Here is a 17,681-nt window from a genome sequence, read left to right as displayed (position 1 = left end):
CATGATTTCAATAGGATAGGCCGCGAGGGGGAAAAGCGTGACGCCTGAAGATCGGATTCATGCGCTTGGCATCTGGCAGGGTCCGATCGAAATTGTGCCGATCCCCGGTGGCATCACAAACCGGAATTATCTGGTGCGCGATCGCACGGTTCGCCGCGTCGTCCGATTGGGTGAAGACATTCCGGTTCACCATATCAGCCGGCAGAACGAGCTTGCCGCCAGCCAGGCCGCACATGCGGCGGGATTGTCGCCCGAAGTCATTTATCATGCGCCGGGCGTGCTCGTCCTCAACTACATCGACTCGAAGGCGCTCACGCCGGAGGATCTTCGGCGCCCCGAGACTTTGGAGCGTGTGATCCCGCTGGTGCGGGCGTGCCACCATGACATCGCCCGTGAATTTCGCGGTGCGGCGGCAATCTTCTGGGTCTTCCATGTCATTCGCGACTACATCGCCAATCTGGAAGCAGCCGACAGCCCCTATCGCCGACTCTTCCCGGATCTGCTGGCAAAAGCCGAAACGTTGGAGGTGGCGGGTGGCCCGTTCGAGATCGCCTTCGGCCACAACGACATGCTGGCCGCCAACTTTCTCGATGACGGCAAGCGCCTGTGGCTGATCGACTGGGACTATGCGGGATTCAACACGCCGCTCTTCGATCTCGGCGGCCTTGCCTCCAACAGCGAGTTTTCCGAGGCGACCGAGCGATCGATGCTAGAGGCCTACTATCGGATGCCGGTGAGTACCGATCTCTGGCGACGCTATCAGGCGATGAAGTGCGCTTCGCTGCTGCGTGAGACGCTGTGGAGCATGGTGTCGGAAATCCACTCCACCATCGACTTCGACTACGCAGGCTACACGGCCGAGAATCTTGCGCGCTTTGAGCGCGCCTACGACGCTTTCGAACAGGATCGATAATATGACGAAGGAATTGCCAAAGACGGCCAAGGCCGTTGTTATCGGCGGCGGGATCATCGGCTGCTCGACGGCCTACCATCTCGGTAAGCTCGGCTGGACGGATACGGTGCTGCTCGAGCGCAAGAAGCTGACCTCAGGCACGACCTTTCATGCCGCCGGGCTCGTTGGCCAGTTGCGCACCAGTGCCAACATCACACAGTTGCTCGGCTATTCCGTCGATCTCTACAAGAAGCTTGAGGCCGAAACGGGCCTTGGCACCGGCTGGAAGATGAATGGCGGTTTGCGCCTTGCCTGCAACGAGGAGCGCTGGACCGAGGTCAAGCGCCAGGCAACGACCGCGCAATCCTTCGGGCTTGAGATGCAACTGCTGACGCCACAGGAGGCCTTCGATCTCTGGCCGCTGATGACAATAGACGATCTCGTCGGCGCCGCCTATCTTCCGACCGACGGCCAGGCCAACCCATCTGACATCACGCAGGCGCTTGCCAAGGGCGCCCGCATGTCCGGTGTCTCGATTTTCGAGGATACGGAGGTTCTCGACCTCGAGATCGACAAGGGCAGGATTCGCGCCGTCATCACCGAGCATGGCCGCATTGAGTGCGAACGCGTCGTGGTCTGCGCCGGCCAGTGGACGCGCGCCTTTGCGGCCCGCTTCGGCGTCAATGTGCCGCTCGTATCCGTCGAGCACCAGTACATCATCACCGAATCCTTCGGCGTGCCCTCGAACCTGCCGACGCTGCGCGACCCCGACCGGCTGACCTACTACAAGGAAGAGGTCGGCGGCATCGTCATGGGCGGCTACGAGCCGAACCCGATCGCATGGGCGAAGGATGGCATTCCCGAGGGGTTCCACTACACGCTGCTCGACAGCAATTTCGATCATTTCGAGCAGATCATGGAGCAGGCGCTCGGCCGTGTCCCGGCGCTCGAAACCGTCGGCGTCAAGCAGCTGCTGAACGGGCCAGAGAGCTTTACGCCTGATGGCAATTTCATTCTCGGCGAGGCGCCGGAGCTGAAGAACTTCTTCGTCGGCGCCGGCTTCAACGCCTTCGGTATCGCGTCCGGCGGCGGCGCCGGCATGGCGTTGGCCGAATGGGTTGCCAAAGGCGAGCCGCCCTACGACCTCTGGCCGGTCGATATCCGCCGCTTCGGCCGCCCGCATTTCGACACGGACTGGGTGCGCACGCGCACGCTGGAGGCCTATGGCAAGCACTACACGCTGGCCTTTCCCTTCGAGGAGTATTCGAGCGGCCGGCCATGCCGCAAATCGCCGCTCTACGACCGGCTGAAAGCGCAGGGGGCCTGCTTCGGCGAAAAGCTTGGATGGGAGCGGCCGAACTGGTTTGCCGATCTCTTCGCCGACGAGGAACCGAAGGACACCTACACGTACGGTCGTCAGAACTGGTTCGAGGCCGTCGGGCGTGAACATAGGGCCGTGCGCGAGGCCGCCGTGATCTTCGATCAGACGTCTTTCGCCAAGTTCGTGTTGAAGGGGCGCGATGCCGAGGCGGCACTGTCGTGGATCGCCGCCAACGACGTGGCAAAGCCGGTTGGCTCGCTTGTCTACACGCAGATGCTGAATGACAAGGGCGGCATCGAATGCGATCTGACCTGCGCCCGCGTGGCCGATGACGAATATTACATCGTGACCGGCACCGGTTTCGCGACGCATGACTTCGACTGGATCGCACACAATATTCCGGACGGGATGCACGCGGAGCTCGTCGACGTCACGTCCGCCTATTCCGTGCTTTCGCTGATGGGACCGAATGCGCGCGCCGTGCTCGAGAAGGTGACAAACAGCGATGTTTCCAATGCCGCGTTTCCCTTCGGACGCGTCAAGACAATCGGCATTGCCGGCTGCCCGGTTCGGGCTCTGCGCATCACCTACGTCGGCGAACTCGGTTACGAGCTGCATGTGCCGGTCGAATACTCAACGACCGTTTATGACGCGCTGATGGAAGCGGGCGCTCCGCTGCAGCTGACCAATGCCGGTTATCGCGCCATCGAAAGCTGCCGCCTTGAAAAGGGTTATCGCGCCTGGGGTTCGGATATCGGCCCGGACCACACGCCCATCGAAGCCGGGCTTGGCTGGGCCGTGAAGACGAGGAAGAACACGCCTTTCCGGGGCCGCGAGGCAATCGAACGGCAGCTCGCGTCAGGCGTCAAGAAAATGCTCGCCTGCTTCGTGCCTGAGGATCCCGATATCGTACTGCTTGGCCGCGAGACGATCTACCGCGACGGCAAACGGGTCGGCTGGCTCTCCAGCGGCGGCTTCGGCTACACCGTCGGGAAGCCGATCGGCTACGGCTATGTCCGCAATCCCGAAGGCGTGAGCGAAGACTTCGTTCTGTCAGGCAGCTACGAACTCGACGTGGCCCGTGAGCGCGTACCCTGCCAAGTTTCGCTGAAACCCTTGTACGATCCGGATATGGTGAGAGTGAAGGGATAGGCTCTGAGCTGAGAGGCGGTCATTCCTGCATTTGTCACGGGAAATCAGGCGCCGAGCCTCGGCGCGGTGAATGACCATTAGCCGTGCCTCCTACACCCCAAGGATGGGGCACACCGAATCCCTATAACAGCACAGGGATGACGGGCTGGGCGCAGGTAAGCCGCCAAGAACAGCCGCCAAGGGTTACAAGTGCGGCGATCACCTGTCTGGGAAAATCCCCTGCGACGATGAAATCTGTCGCAGGCTCGTCCTCAAAACAGCGGGAGCCTGTTGTCTTGGATCAGGATCTCCAGCTTGTTCGCCACATCCTCGGTCCAACCGATATTGCCCGTCAGCGCCGCCGGAAAGAGGCCCGGCAAACCGAACAAGGCTTTCGACACGGCACCGCCATTGCGCGGCACTTCGGCCAGCAAAACGGCAATTTCCGTAGCGCGAGGATCACGCAATTCGTAGCGTTCGCCGTTCCTGTCGACGCCAAGAGCGTAGCGCATCCAGGCAGCTACTGCGATCGCATAGGTTTCCGCCTTGCTGCCATTTTCCAACGCCTCGGTCGCGGGCTCCAGCAGACGCTGCGGCAGTTTCTGCGTCCCGTCCATGGCGATCTGATAGGTGCGGTGGGCGATCGCTTTGTTTGCAAAGCGTGCGATCAACTCATCCGCATAGGCCTCTAGGTCGATACCGGGTACAGGATCGAGCGTGGCGGCGGCTGCGTTCATGTGACGGCGTGCCAGGGCCGCCAGGCCGGCGTCATCCATGACGTCGCGGATGAATTCATAGCCACCTATATATCCGAGATAGGCGAGCTGCGAATGCGCCCCGTTGAGCATCCGCAGCTTCATCTTTTCGTAAGCCGAGACTTCCTCGACCATCAACGCGCCGGCCTTCTCCCATTCCGGGCGGCCATTGGCGAAGTGATCCTCGATCACCCATTGCGTGAAGGGTTCTGTTTCGATCGCCGCCAGATCCTGCCTGCCGGTCAGCCTTTCGGCATCGCGATAGGTGGCGTCCGTGCTTGCCGGCGTGATGCGATCGACCATGGTCGATGGGAAGGGTACGTTTGTTTCGATCCACTGGCGAAGCTCCGAATCGATGCGACCGGCAAACTCGAGCACGAGCCGCTTTAGGACGGCGCCGTTACTCGGCAGGTTGTCGCAGCTGAGCGGCGTGAATGGCGCTATGCCCTTGGCGCGACGGCGCGCAAGACCTTCGACGAGATAGCCGATGACGCCGCGCGGCGCATGGCGGTTGGCAAGGTCGGCGGCAATGTCGGGGTGTTTCAGGTCGAGCCCGCCCGTGGCGGAATCGAAGCCGTAAGCCTTCTCCGTTACCGTCAGGCTGACGATGCGGATGGCCGGGTCTTCCAGCCTTGCAAGCAGATCGCCGGGATTGCGAGTGGCGACATGGGCGCGCAGGATCGGGCCGATGACATGCGCCGTCGTGCCAGACGTATCGCGCACGAGCATCGTGTAGAGCCCGTTCTGCTCGTTCAGGTGATCGGCGACGTCGGCCGTGCGTAGGCTTGCGACCTCGATGCCCCAGTCGCCGCCAGCGACGGCAATCGCGGCGTCGGTGAACGGCGCGAAGTGGGCACGAAAGAACGCGCCGGGACCGAGATGCAGAATACCCGGCTTCAATGCCTTGCGATCATAGCCCGGAAGCTTTGCGGTCGGCGCGAGGCCGGAAAGGCTTGTCAGACGTTCGGTCACAGCTTGTATGCCTTTTTCGCGTTTCCGTAGGAGAGTTCGCCGGCGACGATCTCGGCTTCCGTGCGGGACATCCGGTGTTCGGTCACGAACTGTGCCAGGAAACGGCAGACCTCGCGGCGCCAGACATCGTGGCGGGCCGGGATCGACAGAAGTGCCCGCGTATCGTCGTTGAAGCCCGCCAGATTGGCGAAGCCTGCCGTCTCCACCACCTGGTCTAGATAGCGGCGAATGCCGTTCGGGCTGTCGTGGAACCACCAGGGCGGGCCGATCATCAGGCATGGCCAATGGCCGGCCATCGGCGCCAGCTCGCGGGCATAGGTCGTCTCGTCGAGCGTAAACAGCAGCACGCGAAGACCCGGCGCATGGCCGTACTTTGCCAGCATGGCAGAGAGGCCGCCGACCCAGTCGGTCGGTGTCGGGATGTCCGCGCCCATATTCGGACCGCGAGTCTGGAACAGTTCGCGATCGGTATTGCGGCGCGAGCCGGCATGGATCTGCATCGTCATGCCGTCTTCGGCCGAAAGCCCCGCCATTTCGGTGAGCATCTGGCCGCGGAAAAGCTCCGCTTCCTCGGCACTCAGCGTGCCCTTGTACGCCTTGTCGAGAAGGCGCTGCTTGTCGGCGAGCGGCAGGTCCGCCGTGAAAGCGGTCGGAACACCATGGTCGGTGGCGGTTGCGCCAAATTGGCGGAAATAGGCGCGGCGCTTGCGATGGGCATCGATCAACTCATCCCACTTCGTCACGTCGCAACCGGTCAGTTCGCCAAGCCGGACGAGGTTTTCGCGGAAGCCGACGGCATCCGGGTCGGTGACGCTATCCGGCCGGTAGGTGGTGCGGACGCGGCCGATCCAGCCGTCTTCCGCCATTTTCTGGTGATGCACCAGCGGATCGAGAGCGCCTTCGGTCGTGGCGATCGTCTCGATGCCGAAACGCTTGTGCAGGGCGCGCGGGCGGAATTCCGGCAGCGCCAGCTGCGCATTGATATGATCGTAGAGCGCATCGGCATTCCCTCGCGTCAACGGCTCCTCGCAGCCGAGGATGGCCGACACCGCGTGATCGACCCAGAGGCTGGAGGGCGTGCCGCGGAAGAGATGATACTGCGCGGCAAAGGCGCGCCAGATGTCGCGACCCTTGGCGACCGGCTTGCCGTCCAGGCGCGGAACGCCGAGATCGTCGAGCTTGACGCCGACGCTGTGGAGCATGCGGAAGAGATAATGATCGGGGATGACGAGGAGCGAAGACGCATCCTCGAACGGCTTGTCGTCGGCAAACCACGACGGCTCCGTATGCCCGTGCGGGCTTACGATGGGCAGTGCGCGAACCGTCTCGTATAGATCGCGCGCGACCGTTCGGGTTGCCGGATCGGCCGGAAAGAGCCGGTCCGGATGAAGAAAGCCGTTTCCAACATCCATAAGAATTCCTCCCTGAGGGCTACCGGCCTATCCCACAAGTCGGAACGCGGCAAGGGCTTTTAGTAACCAAACGGTTCAGTTTTACAAATCCCCCTGTCAGCCCCTCGAAATGATTGACCGCACGAACTATTTCCGCTTTTCAGATGCGGACGAAATTGGCCGCTTGCGGCAAGGAGGTTCCATGTCCGACGAGACAAGCCGCGTAACGAAACTCGAGGAAATCGTTGCCCACCAGGCAAAGACGATCGAAGAGCTGTCAGACCAGCTGGCAGAGCAATGGAAGGTCATGGAGCAGACGCGCGCCAAGCTCGACAGGCTGACGGAGCGGTTCCTGTCGCTCGAGGAACAGGCGCTGGAAGCCCCGGCCATCACACGGCCGCCGCACTACTGAGCTGCCGCAACCCTTGTTTTCGGCAGCCGAAATACCTATTAAAAGGTCGTGAGGACGACCTCCCCCTCTATGGGCATCAACTCGGGACGACCCGAACATTCCCAATGGGGGTAATCATGCGGAAAACCGCAGACCGTATCCGTCACGCCATCAGCTTCGAACTTATCGGACTAGCACTCGTCACCCCGCTCGGTGCGCTGGCCTTTGGTATGCCCATGGCCGACATCGGCGTGATCGGCGTTGCCGGCGCAACGCTGGCGACGCTCTGGAACTACATCTACAATCTCGGCTTCGACCACCTGATGCAGCGCCTGACCGGCGGCACGCGGAAGAGCGTCGCGATCCGCGTGTTGCATGCCGTCATGTTCGAGGTCGGACTGCTTCTGGCGTTGCTGCCAATGATCGCCTGGTATCTTGGCATCAGTGTCGTTCAAGCGCTGATGATGGATGTGTCCTTCGCGCTCTTTTACATGGTCTACGCTTTCGTCTTCAACTGGGCTTACGACCGTGTCTTCCCGCTGCCGGATTGGCAGCAGGTCGGCCAGGAAGCGTAACGGCGGCTCTACCGATCAAAATGAAACGGGATCGCCGCTGCCGGCGATCCCGTTGATTTTCGGGACATGCGCGATCCAGCGATCAGATATTGCCCATGCAGAGATATTTCATCTCGAGATAGTCATCGGCGCCGTGACGAGAGCCTTCGCGGCCAAGACCGGATTGCTTGATGCCACCGAAAGGCGCCGTTTCCGTCGACATCAGGCCGGTATTGATACCAACCATGCCGTATTCCAGCGCTTCGGCGACACGCCAAACCTTCTTCAGATCGCCCGCGAAGAAATAGGCAGCGAGGCCGAATTCGGTGTCATTGGCCTGCGCGATGACGTCCTCGACGGTATCAAAGCGGAAAAGCGGGGCCACTGGGCCGAAAGTCTCTTCACGCGCGACCTTCATTTCGCGGGTGACGCCTGTCAGCACCGTCGGCGTGAAGAAGGTGCCGGCACCCTCGACGCGCTTGCCGCCCGTAACGATCCTCGCGCCCTTCGACACCGCATCCGCAACGTGGCTTTCGACCTTCGCCAGCCCCTGCTCATCGATCAACGGGCCGATAGTCACGCCCGGCTTGAAGCCGTCGCCGACAGACATTTCCTCCACCTTTGCAGCGAGCTTGGCGGCGAAGGCATCATAGACGCCCGACTGCACGTAGAGACGATTGGCGCAGACGCAGGTCTGGCCGGCATTGCGGTATTTCGAGGCCAGAGCACCTTCGACGGCGGCATCGAGATCCGCGTCGTCAAAGACGATGAAGGGTGCGTTGCCGCCGAGCTCGAGGCTGACCTTCTTGATCTGGTCGGAGCATTGGCGCATCAGGATACGTCCAACCTCGGTCGAGCCGGTGAAGCTGATCTTGCGCACCTTGGCGTTGCCGCAGAGTTCCTTGCCGATCGCAGGACCATCTTCACCGACAATGACGTTGAAGACGCCGGCCGGAATACCGGCCTGCTCGGCGAGAACGGCGAGCGCCAGCGCCGATAGCGGCGTCTGTTCGGCTGGCTTGGAAACGACGGTGCAGCCGACGGCGAGCGCCGGAGCGATCTTGCGGGTGATCATCGCGGCCGGGAAATTCCAGGGCGTGATGGTGCCGACGACGCCGACAGGCTGCTTGATGACGATCATCCGCTTGTCGTTCGACGGCGCAGGAATGGTTTCGCCGTAGATGCGCTTGGCTTCTTCGGCGTACCATTCGACATAGGACGCGGCGTAAAGGATCTCGCCGCGAGCCTCTGCGAAGGGCTTGCCCATCTCAGCGGTCAGGATCGCCGCCAGTTCATCGGCATGGGCAACCATCAGGTCGAACCACTTGCGCAGGATCGCGGCGCGATCCTTGGCCGGACGCGCGGCCCAGGCCGGCTGCGCAGCATAGGCGGCATCGATCGCGTCGCGCGTTTCGGCAGCGCCCATATCCGGCAGCGAAGCAAGAACCTCGCCCGTTGCCGGATTGAGGACGTCGAAGGTCTTCGTCGCATTGCCCGCCGTCCAGACGCCGTTGATGTAACCTGCATCGCGCAGGAAAGGCGAGGAGAAGGAGACGTGTTTTGTCAGTGCAGTCGTGAACGACATGTCATGTAACTCCAGGCAAAAAGGCTGCCGCCTTACTTGCCGCTTGGTTCGAGGATCGATGCTTCCAGAATGTCGAGCGCTTCGCCGAAGACATTGTCCTGAATGGTGATCGGCGCGAGGAAGCGAATGACGTTTCCGTGCACGCCGCAGGTCAAAAGGATCAGTCCCTTTTCCAGTGCGATCAGGCGAACCTTGTTGGCAAATTCGGCGCTCGGCAGCTTCGTCGTCTTGTCGTTGAACTCGACGGCGTTCATGAAGCCCGGGCCGCGGATGTCGACGATCTCGGGCGCCTTCTCGCGGAGCGATTCGAGGCGCTGTTTGAGCCGGCTGCCAAGCTGGTTTGCGCGGTCGCAGAGACCTTCGTCCTTGATGACATCAAGAACGGCGTGAGCGGCCGCGATGCCGAGCGGATTGCCGCCATAGGTGCCGCCAAGACCGCCCGGTCCCGGCGCATCCATAATCTCTGCACGACCCGTGACGGCGGCGAGCGGGAAGCCGCCGGCAAGGCTCTTTGCCATGGTCATCAGGTCGGGGGCGACCTCATGGTGATCCATTGCGAACAGCTTGCCTGTACGAGCAAAGCCGGTCTGGACTTCATCGGCGATGAGCAGGATGCCATGCTGGTCGCAGAGCTCGCGCAAGGCCTTCATGAAGGAAACCGGCACCGAGTAGAAACCGCCCTCGCCCTGAACCGGCTCGATGATGATGGCGGCGACGCGCTGCGGATCGACATCGGCGGCAAACAGCTTCTTCAGCGCGGCCAGCGACTGATCCGGCGTCACGCCATGAAGCTCGACCGGGAACGGCACATGGAACACATCGCCCGGCATCGCACCGAAGCCAACCTTGTAAGGCACGACCTTGCCTGTCAGCGCCATGCCCATGAAGGTACGGCCATGGAAGCCGCCGCCGAAAGCGATGACGGCGGAGCGGCCGGTGGCGGCGCGAGCGATCTTTACCGCGTTCTCAACGGCTTCGGCACCCGTCGTGACGAAGATCGTCTTCTTCTCGAAATTGCCTGGTGTCAGCGCATTCAAGCGCTCGGCGAGGTGCACGTAGTTTTCGTAGGGAACGACCTGGTGGCAGGTGTGAGTGAAGTGATCGAGCTGCTCCTTGACGGCAGCGATCACGCGCGGGTGGCGATGCCCAGTGTTGAGAACGGCGATACCGGCCGCGAAATCGATGTAACGGCGACCTTCCTTGTCCCAGATCTCGGCATTCTCCGCGCGGTCGGCATAAATCTGCGTGGTCATGCCGACGCCACGGGAGATGGCGGCATTCTTCCGGTCTGTGAGGGTGGTCGCGGTCATCGGTGCGTTCCTGCGCTCTGGATTGATTGAAACTATCTTGCATAACTTCTGCAAGATATTTACAAAACTCCTACATTTTTCCTGCAAGAAAGCAAGCGGCATTTTCCGCTTCAATCGGCCGACGTTTTCAGCGATGGTCGGCTTGAGTAAGAAGGTCGAAATCGACCCATGATGACGAACGAACCGGGAATTTTTGGCTTATGAACAATGGGACGCCCGTGCGCTACAAGGTAGCGGAGGCGGCAAAATCGGCGGGCGTTTCCGCATCCACCCTGCGCCTGTGGGAAAGCCAGGGGCTTGTCGTGCCCGATCGGTCGGAAACCGGGCACCGGCAATACAGCGCAGACGATGTTGCGCGGATAAAGAAGATAGCCTGGTATCGAACCGAGCGCGGACTCAATCCAGCGGCCATTCGCGAGGCATTGGAGAGCGAAGAGCCCTCCGAGACCTCCGACCCGGCGGATACGTCGGATCTTGGCCGGCGCCTGCGTAGCCTACGCCATGGGGCTGGAAAGACGCTCGATCAGGTTGCCGGTGATGTTGGCATTGCTGCCTCCACTCTCTCGACGCTCGAGCGGACTTCGCAAGGCGTGAGTTTCAAGACGCTGCACGACCTCGCCGAGTATTACGACACGACCGTTTCCCGTCTCTCGGGCGAGGAGCGTGACGATGTGGCCGAGGTCATCCGCGCCGGCGCCTGGCGGACATGGCCGGAAACGACGCCCGGCGTCACTGTCCAGCTTCTGGCCGAGGGCCGCACGATGATGGATTGCCACCGTTTCGTGCTTGCGCCCGGCGCCGCAAGCGAAGGCGCCTATCGACATGAAGGCGAGGAGTTCATGCATGTTCTCTCCGGCCGGCTTGAACTGGTGCTCGATTCCGACCAGTTCTTCGACCTCGGACCGGGCGACTCGCTCTACTTCGAAAGCCGCCGCTACCATTCCTGGCGCAACCGCCACGACGGCGAAACTATCCTCATCTGGATCAATACACCGCCGACATTCTGAGCCTTGTCGGTATCGTCTGCGCCGGCTTTGCGCTATAGCGCCAGAAGCAGCAGTTTGAGTGAGAGACAAGATCGATGGCAGCCACCATACGTTACCATGAAGGTGATATCTCCGCGGCGGATGCCGCGCGCTACACCGGAGCCATCGCCATCGACACCGAGACGCTCGGCCTGGTGCCGCGTCGCGACAGGCTTTGCGTCGTGCAGCTTTCCTGCGGCGACGGTTCTGCCGATGTGATCCGCATTGCCGCCGGTCAGAAGGATGCGCCGAATCTCGTCGCCATGTTGGCCGATCCCGCCCGGCAGAAGATCTTTCACTATGGCCGCTTCGACATTGCCGTTCTGTTTCACACGTTCGGCGTCACGGCACAGCCGGTCTTCTGCACCAAGATCGCCTCGCGCCTTTGCCGCACCTACACCGACCGCCATGGACTGAAGGACAATCTCAAGGAAATGCTCGAGGTCGACATTTCCAAGGCGCAGCAGTCGTCCGACTGGGCGGCGGCAACGCTGTCGCAGGCGCAGCTGGAATATGCCGCCTCCGACGTACTTTACCTGCATGCGCTGCGGGCGAAACTGACCGAGCGCCTGCTGCGCGACGGTCGCATGGACCATGCGACAGCCTGCTTCGAGTTTCTTCCGACACGAGCCAAGCTCGACCTGCTCGGCTGGGAAGAGACCGACATCTTCGCACACAGCTAAGAAACGGCATTGCCGCTTCAGCCAAGCCGGCCACGGTCACCCATGCGCCGGCCATTAGTTTTTTCTTAACGTCGTTTCGCTAGGATACTTATTAATTTTTATGCATTCGTCGGCGCGATGAAGGCGTCAAGCAGGCAGGAGGAGCTGCCAGTGAATGCAGAGAGCCGGATGAGCGCGGCTGTCCTGTAACCTGCTTTCATCGCACTTTACGAAAGAGGAGCATGCCATGTTGACTCCGGTTCGTGCAGCGTCAAATGCAAGCTTTTCATCCCAGAGCCCGTCGGTTGCCATTGCCGCCAATGGCACGATCCGCGTCGTGGATGCCGTTCCCCCTGTCCATCAGGTACAGAGCTCCGACCTGAATTCGACGATCGCGGGCAAGCTCAACATATTGCTGCTGGCCGTGCGCGCCCGGATGGTGGAAGCCCTTCTCGACGTCCTGAAGGCCGCAGGCGACGCACTCTCGCAGCCCCGCGGTGACGATGAAACAGATCTCGCCTTCGCCTCACGTCTTGCCTCAGCAATTCAGAAGTTGCCCCCTGCGAAGATCGAGCAGCTGGAGCGCCAGCTGGCAGCGCAGGGCCATGCCGTGCCGCTTCGACTGCTGGCGGAAGCGCTCAAAAATCCGGCCGGGCCGGAAGCTGCGCGCATAACCGCCTATCTGGAGAGCATGCGATACAAGGATCGCGATCTCGCGACCGGCGCTGTCGTCCGTTCGTATCGACAGAATGATGCTTCGCCCTTGCGGCAGGAGCAGAAGCCCGAAATCAACCTTCAGCGGGAGACCCTCTCCAACGCCTCGCCTGACGATATGGAGCCATCGGCCCCGGCGGCTGCATCCGTGACCGGCCGACCGGCATCCGAAGCAGAGCAGCCTCACCAGGCCACACCCGTTCCGCAACAATCGGCCGTGATCCTGGAGGCGGCAGACGCTCCCGTGGTTCAGCCGGAAGCGATTGTCGATCTGCCTGACGACGAACAGATCCCGACAGCAGCCCGCACCGAAACGGAAATGAGCACGCCCGGCAGTGTCGGTGAGGACGTTGCTATCGCGGCACCAGATGTCGCCGCCAGCCGCACAGGCACCAAGGCGGACCCTGTCATTCCAAAAATATGGCCCGGCATTCCCGCATCGATCACCGAGGAAACCACCGACCTGATCGTCGCGATCATACGCGATCAGGAAACCGACACGCTGCTTGATGCCGCGGATGGCTCACCGGTTGAGATCGATGTGCTCGCAGGGGATGCGCTTGCCACCGATCTACCCGACGATCCGGTGGAGCTGCCGGTTCAAACACTTGCACAGAGTGCTGCTCGCCAGTCGACGCTGGTCAATCCGCAGCCGGCTGCGGCCTTGACGGACGCCGCTGTTCGCCAGGCACAGGAGCAAGTCGAGCAGCATGACGTTCCGGATGCCGTCGAGGCAGCCTATGCGCCCATTCTGATGAGGATTGTCGAGGGCGTTCCGTATGCGCCTCGCTCTTACGATTTTGCCAAGGACGAGATCGAAGACGGCGGCTCCCACTCCATGAACCGGGAAGATCACGACGGCGGCATGCCTTCCGAGGATGAAGAGGAAGCGCCTGATGAGGAGGGCCAACCCGAGCCGGAAGCCGTAGTGATGGCGGAAAATTCGGAAGCGGCGAGCGCGGACGAAAAGCTTGGCTCCAGCAGCGTCCCGCCCCTTGCAGCGCCCGGGCTCGCCATGCCTCAGCAGACCGAGGAAGCCTACGCGCTTTATCGGCGCATGGCCGGCTGGGAATAGATGTTCTGCATTACTTCCTGAAGTGAAAGAAACCCGCCGGATCGCTCCGGCGGGTTTCTTCATTCTTCAAGCCTGAGGCTGACGATTATTCGCCGCCGCGGTTCTTCAGAGCCGCGCCGAGGATGTCGCCGAGCGAAGCGCCAGAGTCGGACGAACCGAACTGAGCAACAGCTTCCTTCTCTTCTGCGATTTCCAGAGCCTTGATGGACAGCATGATCTTGCGGTCCTTCTTGGAGAAGTTGGTGACGCGGGCGTCAACAACCTGGCCAACCGAGAAACGCTCAGGGCGCTGATCGTCGCGGTCGCGTGCGAGGTCTGCACGGCGGATGAACGAGGTGATGTCTTCGTGCTCGACGAGCTTCACTTCGATGCCGCCATCGTTGACTGCGGTGATTTCGCAGGAAACGACTGCATTCTTGCGCAGGTCGCCAGAGGCAGCGGCGTCGCCGACTGCATCCTTGCCGAGCTGCTTGATGCCGAGCGAGATGCGTTCCTTTTCGACGTCAACGTCGAGAACAACAGCCTTGACGACGTCGCCCTTGTTGAACTCTTCGATGACCTGTTCGCCCGGACGGTTCCAGTCGAGATCCGACAGGTGAACCATGCCGTCAACATCGCCGTCGAGGCCGATGAACAGGCCGAATTCGGTCTTGTTCTTGACTTCGCCTTCGACTTCAGTGCCGGCCGGATGGTTGCGAGCGAATGCCGCCCACGGATTTTCCAGGGTCTGCTTGAGGCCGAGCGAAATACGACGCTTGGACGGATCGACTTCGAGAACGACGACTTCGACTTCCTGGCTCGTGGACAGGATCTTGCCGGGGTGTACGTTCTTCTTGGTCCAGGACATTTCCGAGATGTGGATCAGACCTTCGATGCCCGGCTCCAGCTCGACGAACGCACCGTAGTCGGTGATGTTCGTGACGGTACCGGAAATCTTCTTGCCTTCCGGGTACTTGGCCTGGATGCCATCCCACGGATCCGACTCGAGCTGCTTCATGCCGAGCGAGATGCGGTGGGTTTCCTGGTTGATGCGGATGATCTGAACCTTGACCTGCTGGCCGATGGACAGGATTTCCGACGGATGGTTCACACGGCGCCATGCCATGTCGGTGACGTGCAGCAGGCCGTCGATGCCGCCGAGATCAACGAACGCACCGTAATCGGTGATGTTCTTGACGACGCCGTCAACAACCTGGCCTTCTTCGAGGTTCTGAACGATTTCAGAACGCTGCTCGGCACGGGATTCTTCCAGAACCGTACGACGCGATACGACGATGTTGCCGCGGCGCTTGTCCATCTTGAGGATTTCGAAGGGCTGCGGGTTGTGCATCAGCGGGGTAACGTCGCGGATCGGACGGATGTCGACCTGCGAACGCGGCAGGAAGGCAATCGCGCCGTCGAGGTCAACAGTGAAGCCGCCCTTGACCTGGTTGAAGATAACGCCTTCAACGCGCTCGCCAGCTTCGAACTTGGCTTCGAGCTTGACCCAGCTCTCTTCGCGGCGAGCCTTTTCGCGCGACAGAACAGCTTCGCCGAGAGCGTTTTCGATGCGCTCAACGTAAACTTCGACTTCGTCGCCGACCTTGAGCGTGCCGTCCTTGGCCTTGGCGCCGAATTCCTTGAGAGCGATGCGACCTTCGACCTTGAGGCCAACGTCAACAACGGCGGAGTCCTTCTCGATTGCCGTTACGATGCCCTTGGTGACGTAGCCTTCGGCCAGGTCGTGCTTGGCAAAGGACTCTTCCAGAAGGGCCGCGAAATCTTCGCGAGAGGGAGTAGCTACTGACATGTAATCTCCTGCATATCCGAATCCGGATATGTATGCGCCGGTTGGTTCGTGTTGAACGGGCCTGAACCCAGTCCGCCTCCTCATCGGGAAGCAATCCGGCGCTTGGACGGAATTTCAGGCTTAGTCTTCAAAAGCGACCCAGGCAGGGCCCGGGCAAATCGCTCGAATTCACGTATTTCGGCTCAAAGCCGCATCGATGATCGATTTCGCAGCTTGAAACGCGGCCTCTATACTCATTTCCGACGTATCAAGCAAGTGCGCGTCACCAGCTGGTTTCAAAGGGCTGTCAGCCCTTCCCATGTCCCGTTCGTCGCGCCGCTTCACGTCTTCAAAAATGGCGTCGAAATCGGCAGCTTCGCCCTTGCCTGTTATTTCGTCGTACCGGCGCTTCGCCCTGACTTCGGGACTGGCCGTCACGTAAAGCTTCACGGGCGCCTGCGGGCAGACAACGGTGCCGATGTCGCGACCGTCGAGTACGGTTCCCGGCGTCTTTTCCGAAAACCGGCGCTGCGCCTCGACCAATGCACGACGCACGGAAGGCATAACGGCAATCTTCGAGGCAGCCTCGCCGATCTCATGCTTCGAAAGAATATCGCGATCGAGCCCGGCCAATTCAACCTCGCGGGCCATCTTTTCCGCGACCTTCTCGTCATCGAGCGTTTCGCCGGCATCGAGCAAGGCCTTCGCCGTCGCGCGGTAGGTGAGGCCGGTATCGAGATGGTGGAAGCCATAGGTTTCGGCGATACGGCGCGAAAGCGTTCCCTTGCCTGCCGCAGCCGGACCGTCGATGGCAATCGTGAAGTGTCTGGAATTCATCTACCTGTTCATTTCTCCGTCAGTCCGCCATAGCGGCGGACAAGATCGATCATATCGGCCTGACCTGCTTCATGATCCAGGCCGGCCGCCACGCCCTGCCGATCGGCGACCGGTCGGTTCTGACTTACCTTCCATTTTCCCTCGATCGCGGCAATGTCGATCTCGACGCCGATGATGCCCTTTATCTGCGCGCGAATGAAATCGTCGGGCGCGTCAACGACGGCCCACGGCCTGTCGCGCGGCTCTTCCTGCTGCGCCGTGAGCGCATTGATCTGCTGCAGAAGCCAGGCCGGATCGTCGATGACGCGGCCCTTTCCGCGCGCCTGCACGATCGCGTAGTTCCAGGTCGGCACCACCTTCCCGGTTTCCTGCTTGGTCTGATACCAGGATGGGGTGATATAGGCATCGGCGCCCTGGAACACGGCAAGCACCTCGGTGCCGGCCTCGATGTCGCGCCACTGCGAATTGGCCTTGGCGAGATGGAGGCGCAAGGTCCCCTTCTCGGATGCTGTGGGATCGAGATGAACGGGAACCGCGTTGGCCATCAATCCCGAAGCGCCGGCCGTTATCAAAAGGCTCAGCGGATGGGCGCGGATAAGGGCATGCTGGACGCCAAGATCGTCTTCGCGAAAATGCGGCGGCTGGTACATCGTCGTGGACCCATTTCGGCAGCCGGCGCCCCGCCGACGTGCCCTGCAAATGAACAATGGGCGGGTCACTATCACAAATGGCCGCGCCGCGCATCAGCGATGCATAAAGTTTGGCTTTGACATGCCGGGCTGCAACGATTATGGGGACCGGCTTATAAATTCCGAATAGAACGCCGGTTTTCACGGCATTTGCCGAATCTTGATTCGGCCATTCTCACGAGGCTTACAGTGGCGAAAGCTGAACTTGGAACGAAGCGTACCGATCCGGAAACCGGCAAGAAGTTCTACGACCTGAACCGCGATCCGATTGTTTCCCCTTACACCGGCAAGTCCTATCCCTTGTCCTTCTTCGAAGAAACCTCGGCTGCAGCCGCAGCGGAAGCCGCTCAGGACGAAGACGAGGTGACGGAAGTCGATACCGAGAACACGGAAGTCGAAATGGTTTCGCTCGAGGACGCCGATGAAGGCGCATCCGGCGACGACATCCCTGACATGGGCGATGACGACGTAGAGATCGAAGGCGACGACGACGACACCTTCCTCGAAGCCGACGAAGACGACGATGATGACGACATGAGCGACATCATCGGCGTGACGGGCGACGAAGACGAAGTCTGATCGAATTAAGTGTCGGCCCGGACGAGAAAA

Annotated in this window: 15 protein-coding genes; 8 read left to right on the top strand and 7 right to left on the bottom strand. The window is 61.1% G+C overall.

Going from position 1 to position 17,681, the window contains the following annotated elements; translation table 11 throughout:
- The first annotated feature begins 37 nt into the window (after positions 1-37).
- On the top strand, positions 38-913 hold the full coding sequence (locus FZ934_RS16915; protein WP_153272015.1) for a phosphotransferase: 876 nt from the start codon (positions 38-40) through the stop codon (positions 911-913).
- A 1-nt stretch (position 914) separates the two neighbouring features.
- Positions 915-3,365, top strand: coding sequence for a GcvT family protein (locus tag FZ934_RS16910; RefSeq protein ID WP_153272014.1), 2,451 nt, complete (start codon positions 915-917; stop codon positions 3,363-3,365).
- A gap of 251 nt (positions 3,366-3,616) precedes the next feature.
- On the opposite strand, the gene FZ934_RS16905 is transcribed toward FZ934_RS16910, so the two are convergent.
- Together FZ934_RS16905 and uxaC are read right to left on the bottom strand one after the other, a co-directional pair.
- A complete protein-coding gene (locus FZ934_RS16905) occupies positions 3,617-5,071 on the bottom strand; it encodes a mannitol dehydrogenase family protein (RefSeq protein WP_153272013.1) in 1,455 nt (484 codons plus the stop codon).
- Complete coding sequence (gene uxaC / locus FZ934_RS16900) at positions 5,068-6,483, bottom strand: glucuronate isomerase (RefSeq protein WP_153272012.1); 1,416 nt, start codon at positions 6,481-6,483, stop codon at positions 5,068-5,070. Before uxaC ends, FZ934_RS16905 begins: the two co-directional genes overlap by 4 nt.
- 181 nt (positions 6,484-6,664) lie before the next feature.
- On the opposite strand from uxaC, the gene FZ934_RS16895 reads away from it, so the two are divergent.
- Together FZ934_RS16895 and FZ934_RS16890 are read left to right on the top strand one after the other, a co-directional pair.
- The gene (locus FZ934_RS16895; protein ID WP_153272011.1) at positions 6,665-6,874 is read left to right on the top strand and encodes a SlyX family protein; all 210 of its coding nucleotides are present in this window, start codon (positions 6,665-6,667) and stop codon (positions 6,872-6,874) included.
- Between the two features lie 116 nt (positions 6,875-6,990).
- Positions 6,991-7,428, top strand: a complete 438-nt coding sequence (locus tag FZ934_RS16890; RefSeq protein ID WP_153272010.1) for a PACE efflux transporter — start codon at positions 6,991-6,993, stop codon at positions 7,426-7,428.
- Between the two features lie 82 nt (positions 7,429-7,510).
- On the opposite strand, the gene FZ934_RS16885 is transcribed toward FZ934_RS16890, so the two are convergent.
- Both FZ934_RS16885 and FZ934_RS16880 read right to left on the bottom strand, forming a co-directional pair.
- Entirely contained in the window at positions 7,511-8,992 is a 1,482-nt protein-coding gene (locus FZ934_RS16885) for an NAD-dependent succinate-semialdehyde dehydrogenase (RefSeq protein ID WP_153272009.1), read from the bottom strand.
- 32 nt (positions 8,993-9,024) lie between these two features.
- Positions 9,025-10,302, bottom strand: a complete 1,278-nt coding sequence (locus FZ934_RS16880; protein ID WP_153272008.1) for a 4-aminobutyrate--2-oxoglutarate transaminase — start codon at positions 10,300-10,302, stop codon at positions 9,025-9,027.
- A gap of 200 nt (positions 10,303-10,502) precedes the next feature.
- On the opposite strand from FZ934_RS16880, the gene FZ934_RS16875 reads away from it, so the two are divergent.
- The 3 genes from FZ934_RS16875 (at position 10,503) to FZ934_RS16865 (ending at position 13,778) form a co-directional block, all read left to right on the top strand.
- On the top strand, positions 10,503-11,309 hold the full coding sequence (locus FZ934_RS16875; protein WP_153272007.1) for a MerR family transcriptional regulator: 807 nt from the start codon (positions 10,503-10,505) through the stop codon (positions 11,307-11,309).
- Positions 11,310-11,383: 74 nt separating this feature from the next.
- Positions 11,384-12,010 carry a ribonuclease D gene (locus FZ934_RS16870; RefSeq protein WP_153272006.1) on the top strand — a complete coding sequence of 209 codons (627 nt, stop codon included), beginning with the start codon at positions 11,384-11,386 and terminating at the stop codon, positions 12,008-12,010.
- Positions 12,011-12,236: 226 nt separating this feature from the next.
- On the top strand, positions 12,237-13,778 hold the full coding sequence (locus FZ934_RS16865; RefSeq protein ID WP_153272005.1) for a hypothetical protein: 1,542 nt from the start codon (positions 12,237-12,239) through the stop codon (positions 13,776-13,778).
- An 85-nt stretch (positions 13,779-13,863) separates the two neighbouring features.
- On the opposite strand, the gene rpsA is transcribed toward FZ934_RS16865, so the two are convergent.
- The 3 genes from rpsA to FZ934_RS16850 form a co-directional block, all read right to left on the bottom strand.
- Positions 13,864-15,567 (bottom strand): 30S ribosomal protein S1, encoded by a 1,704-nt coding sequence (rpsA, locus tag FZ934_RS16860; protein ID WP_153272004.1) that lies wholly within the window; start codon positions 15,565-15,567, stop codon positions 13,864-13,866.
- A gap of 168 nt (positions 15,568-15,735) precedes the next feature.
- Positions 15,736-16,383: a (d)CMP kinase gene (gene cmk, locus FZ934_RS16855; protein ID WP_153272003.1), complete on the bottom strand. Its 648-nt coding sequence runs from the start codon at positions 16,381-16,383 to the stop codon at positions 15,736-15,738.
- An 8-nt stretch (positions 16,384-16,391) separates the two neighbouring features.
- The gene (locus tag FZ934_RS16850; RefSeq protein ID WP_153272002.1) at positions 16,392-17,033 is read right to left on the bottom strand and encodes an FMN-binding negative transcriptional regulator; all 642 of its coding nucleotides are present in this window, start codon (positions 17,031-17,033) and stop codon (positions 16,392-16,394) included.
- A 228-nt stretch (positions 17,034-17,261) separates the two neighbouring features.
- On the opposite strand from FZ934_RS16850, the gene FZ934_RS16845 reads away from it, so the two are divergent.
- The gene (locus tag FZ934_RS16845) at positions 17,262-17,651 is read left to right on the top strand and encodes a TIGR02300 family protein (protein ID WP_153272001.1); all 390 of its coding nucleotides are present in this window, start codon (positions 17,262-17,264) and stop codon (positions 17,649-17,651) included.
- The last annotated feature ends 30 nt before the right edge of the window (positions 17,652-17,681 follow it).

It is taken from the genome of Rhizobium grahamii (assembly GCF_009498215.1).
Lineage (GTDB): Bacteria > Pseudomonadota > Alphaproteobacteria > Rhizobiales > Rhizobiaceae > Rhizobium > Rhizobium grahamii_A.
This window is presented reverse-complemented; position numbering and strand designations above follow the sequence as displayed.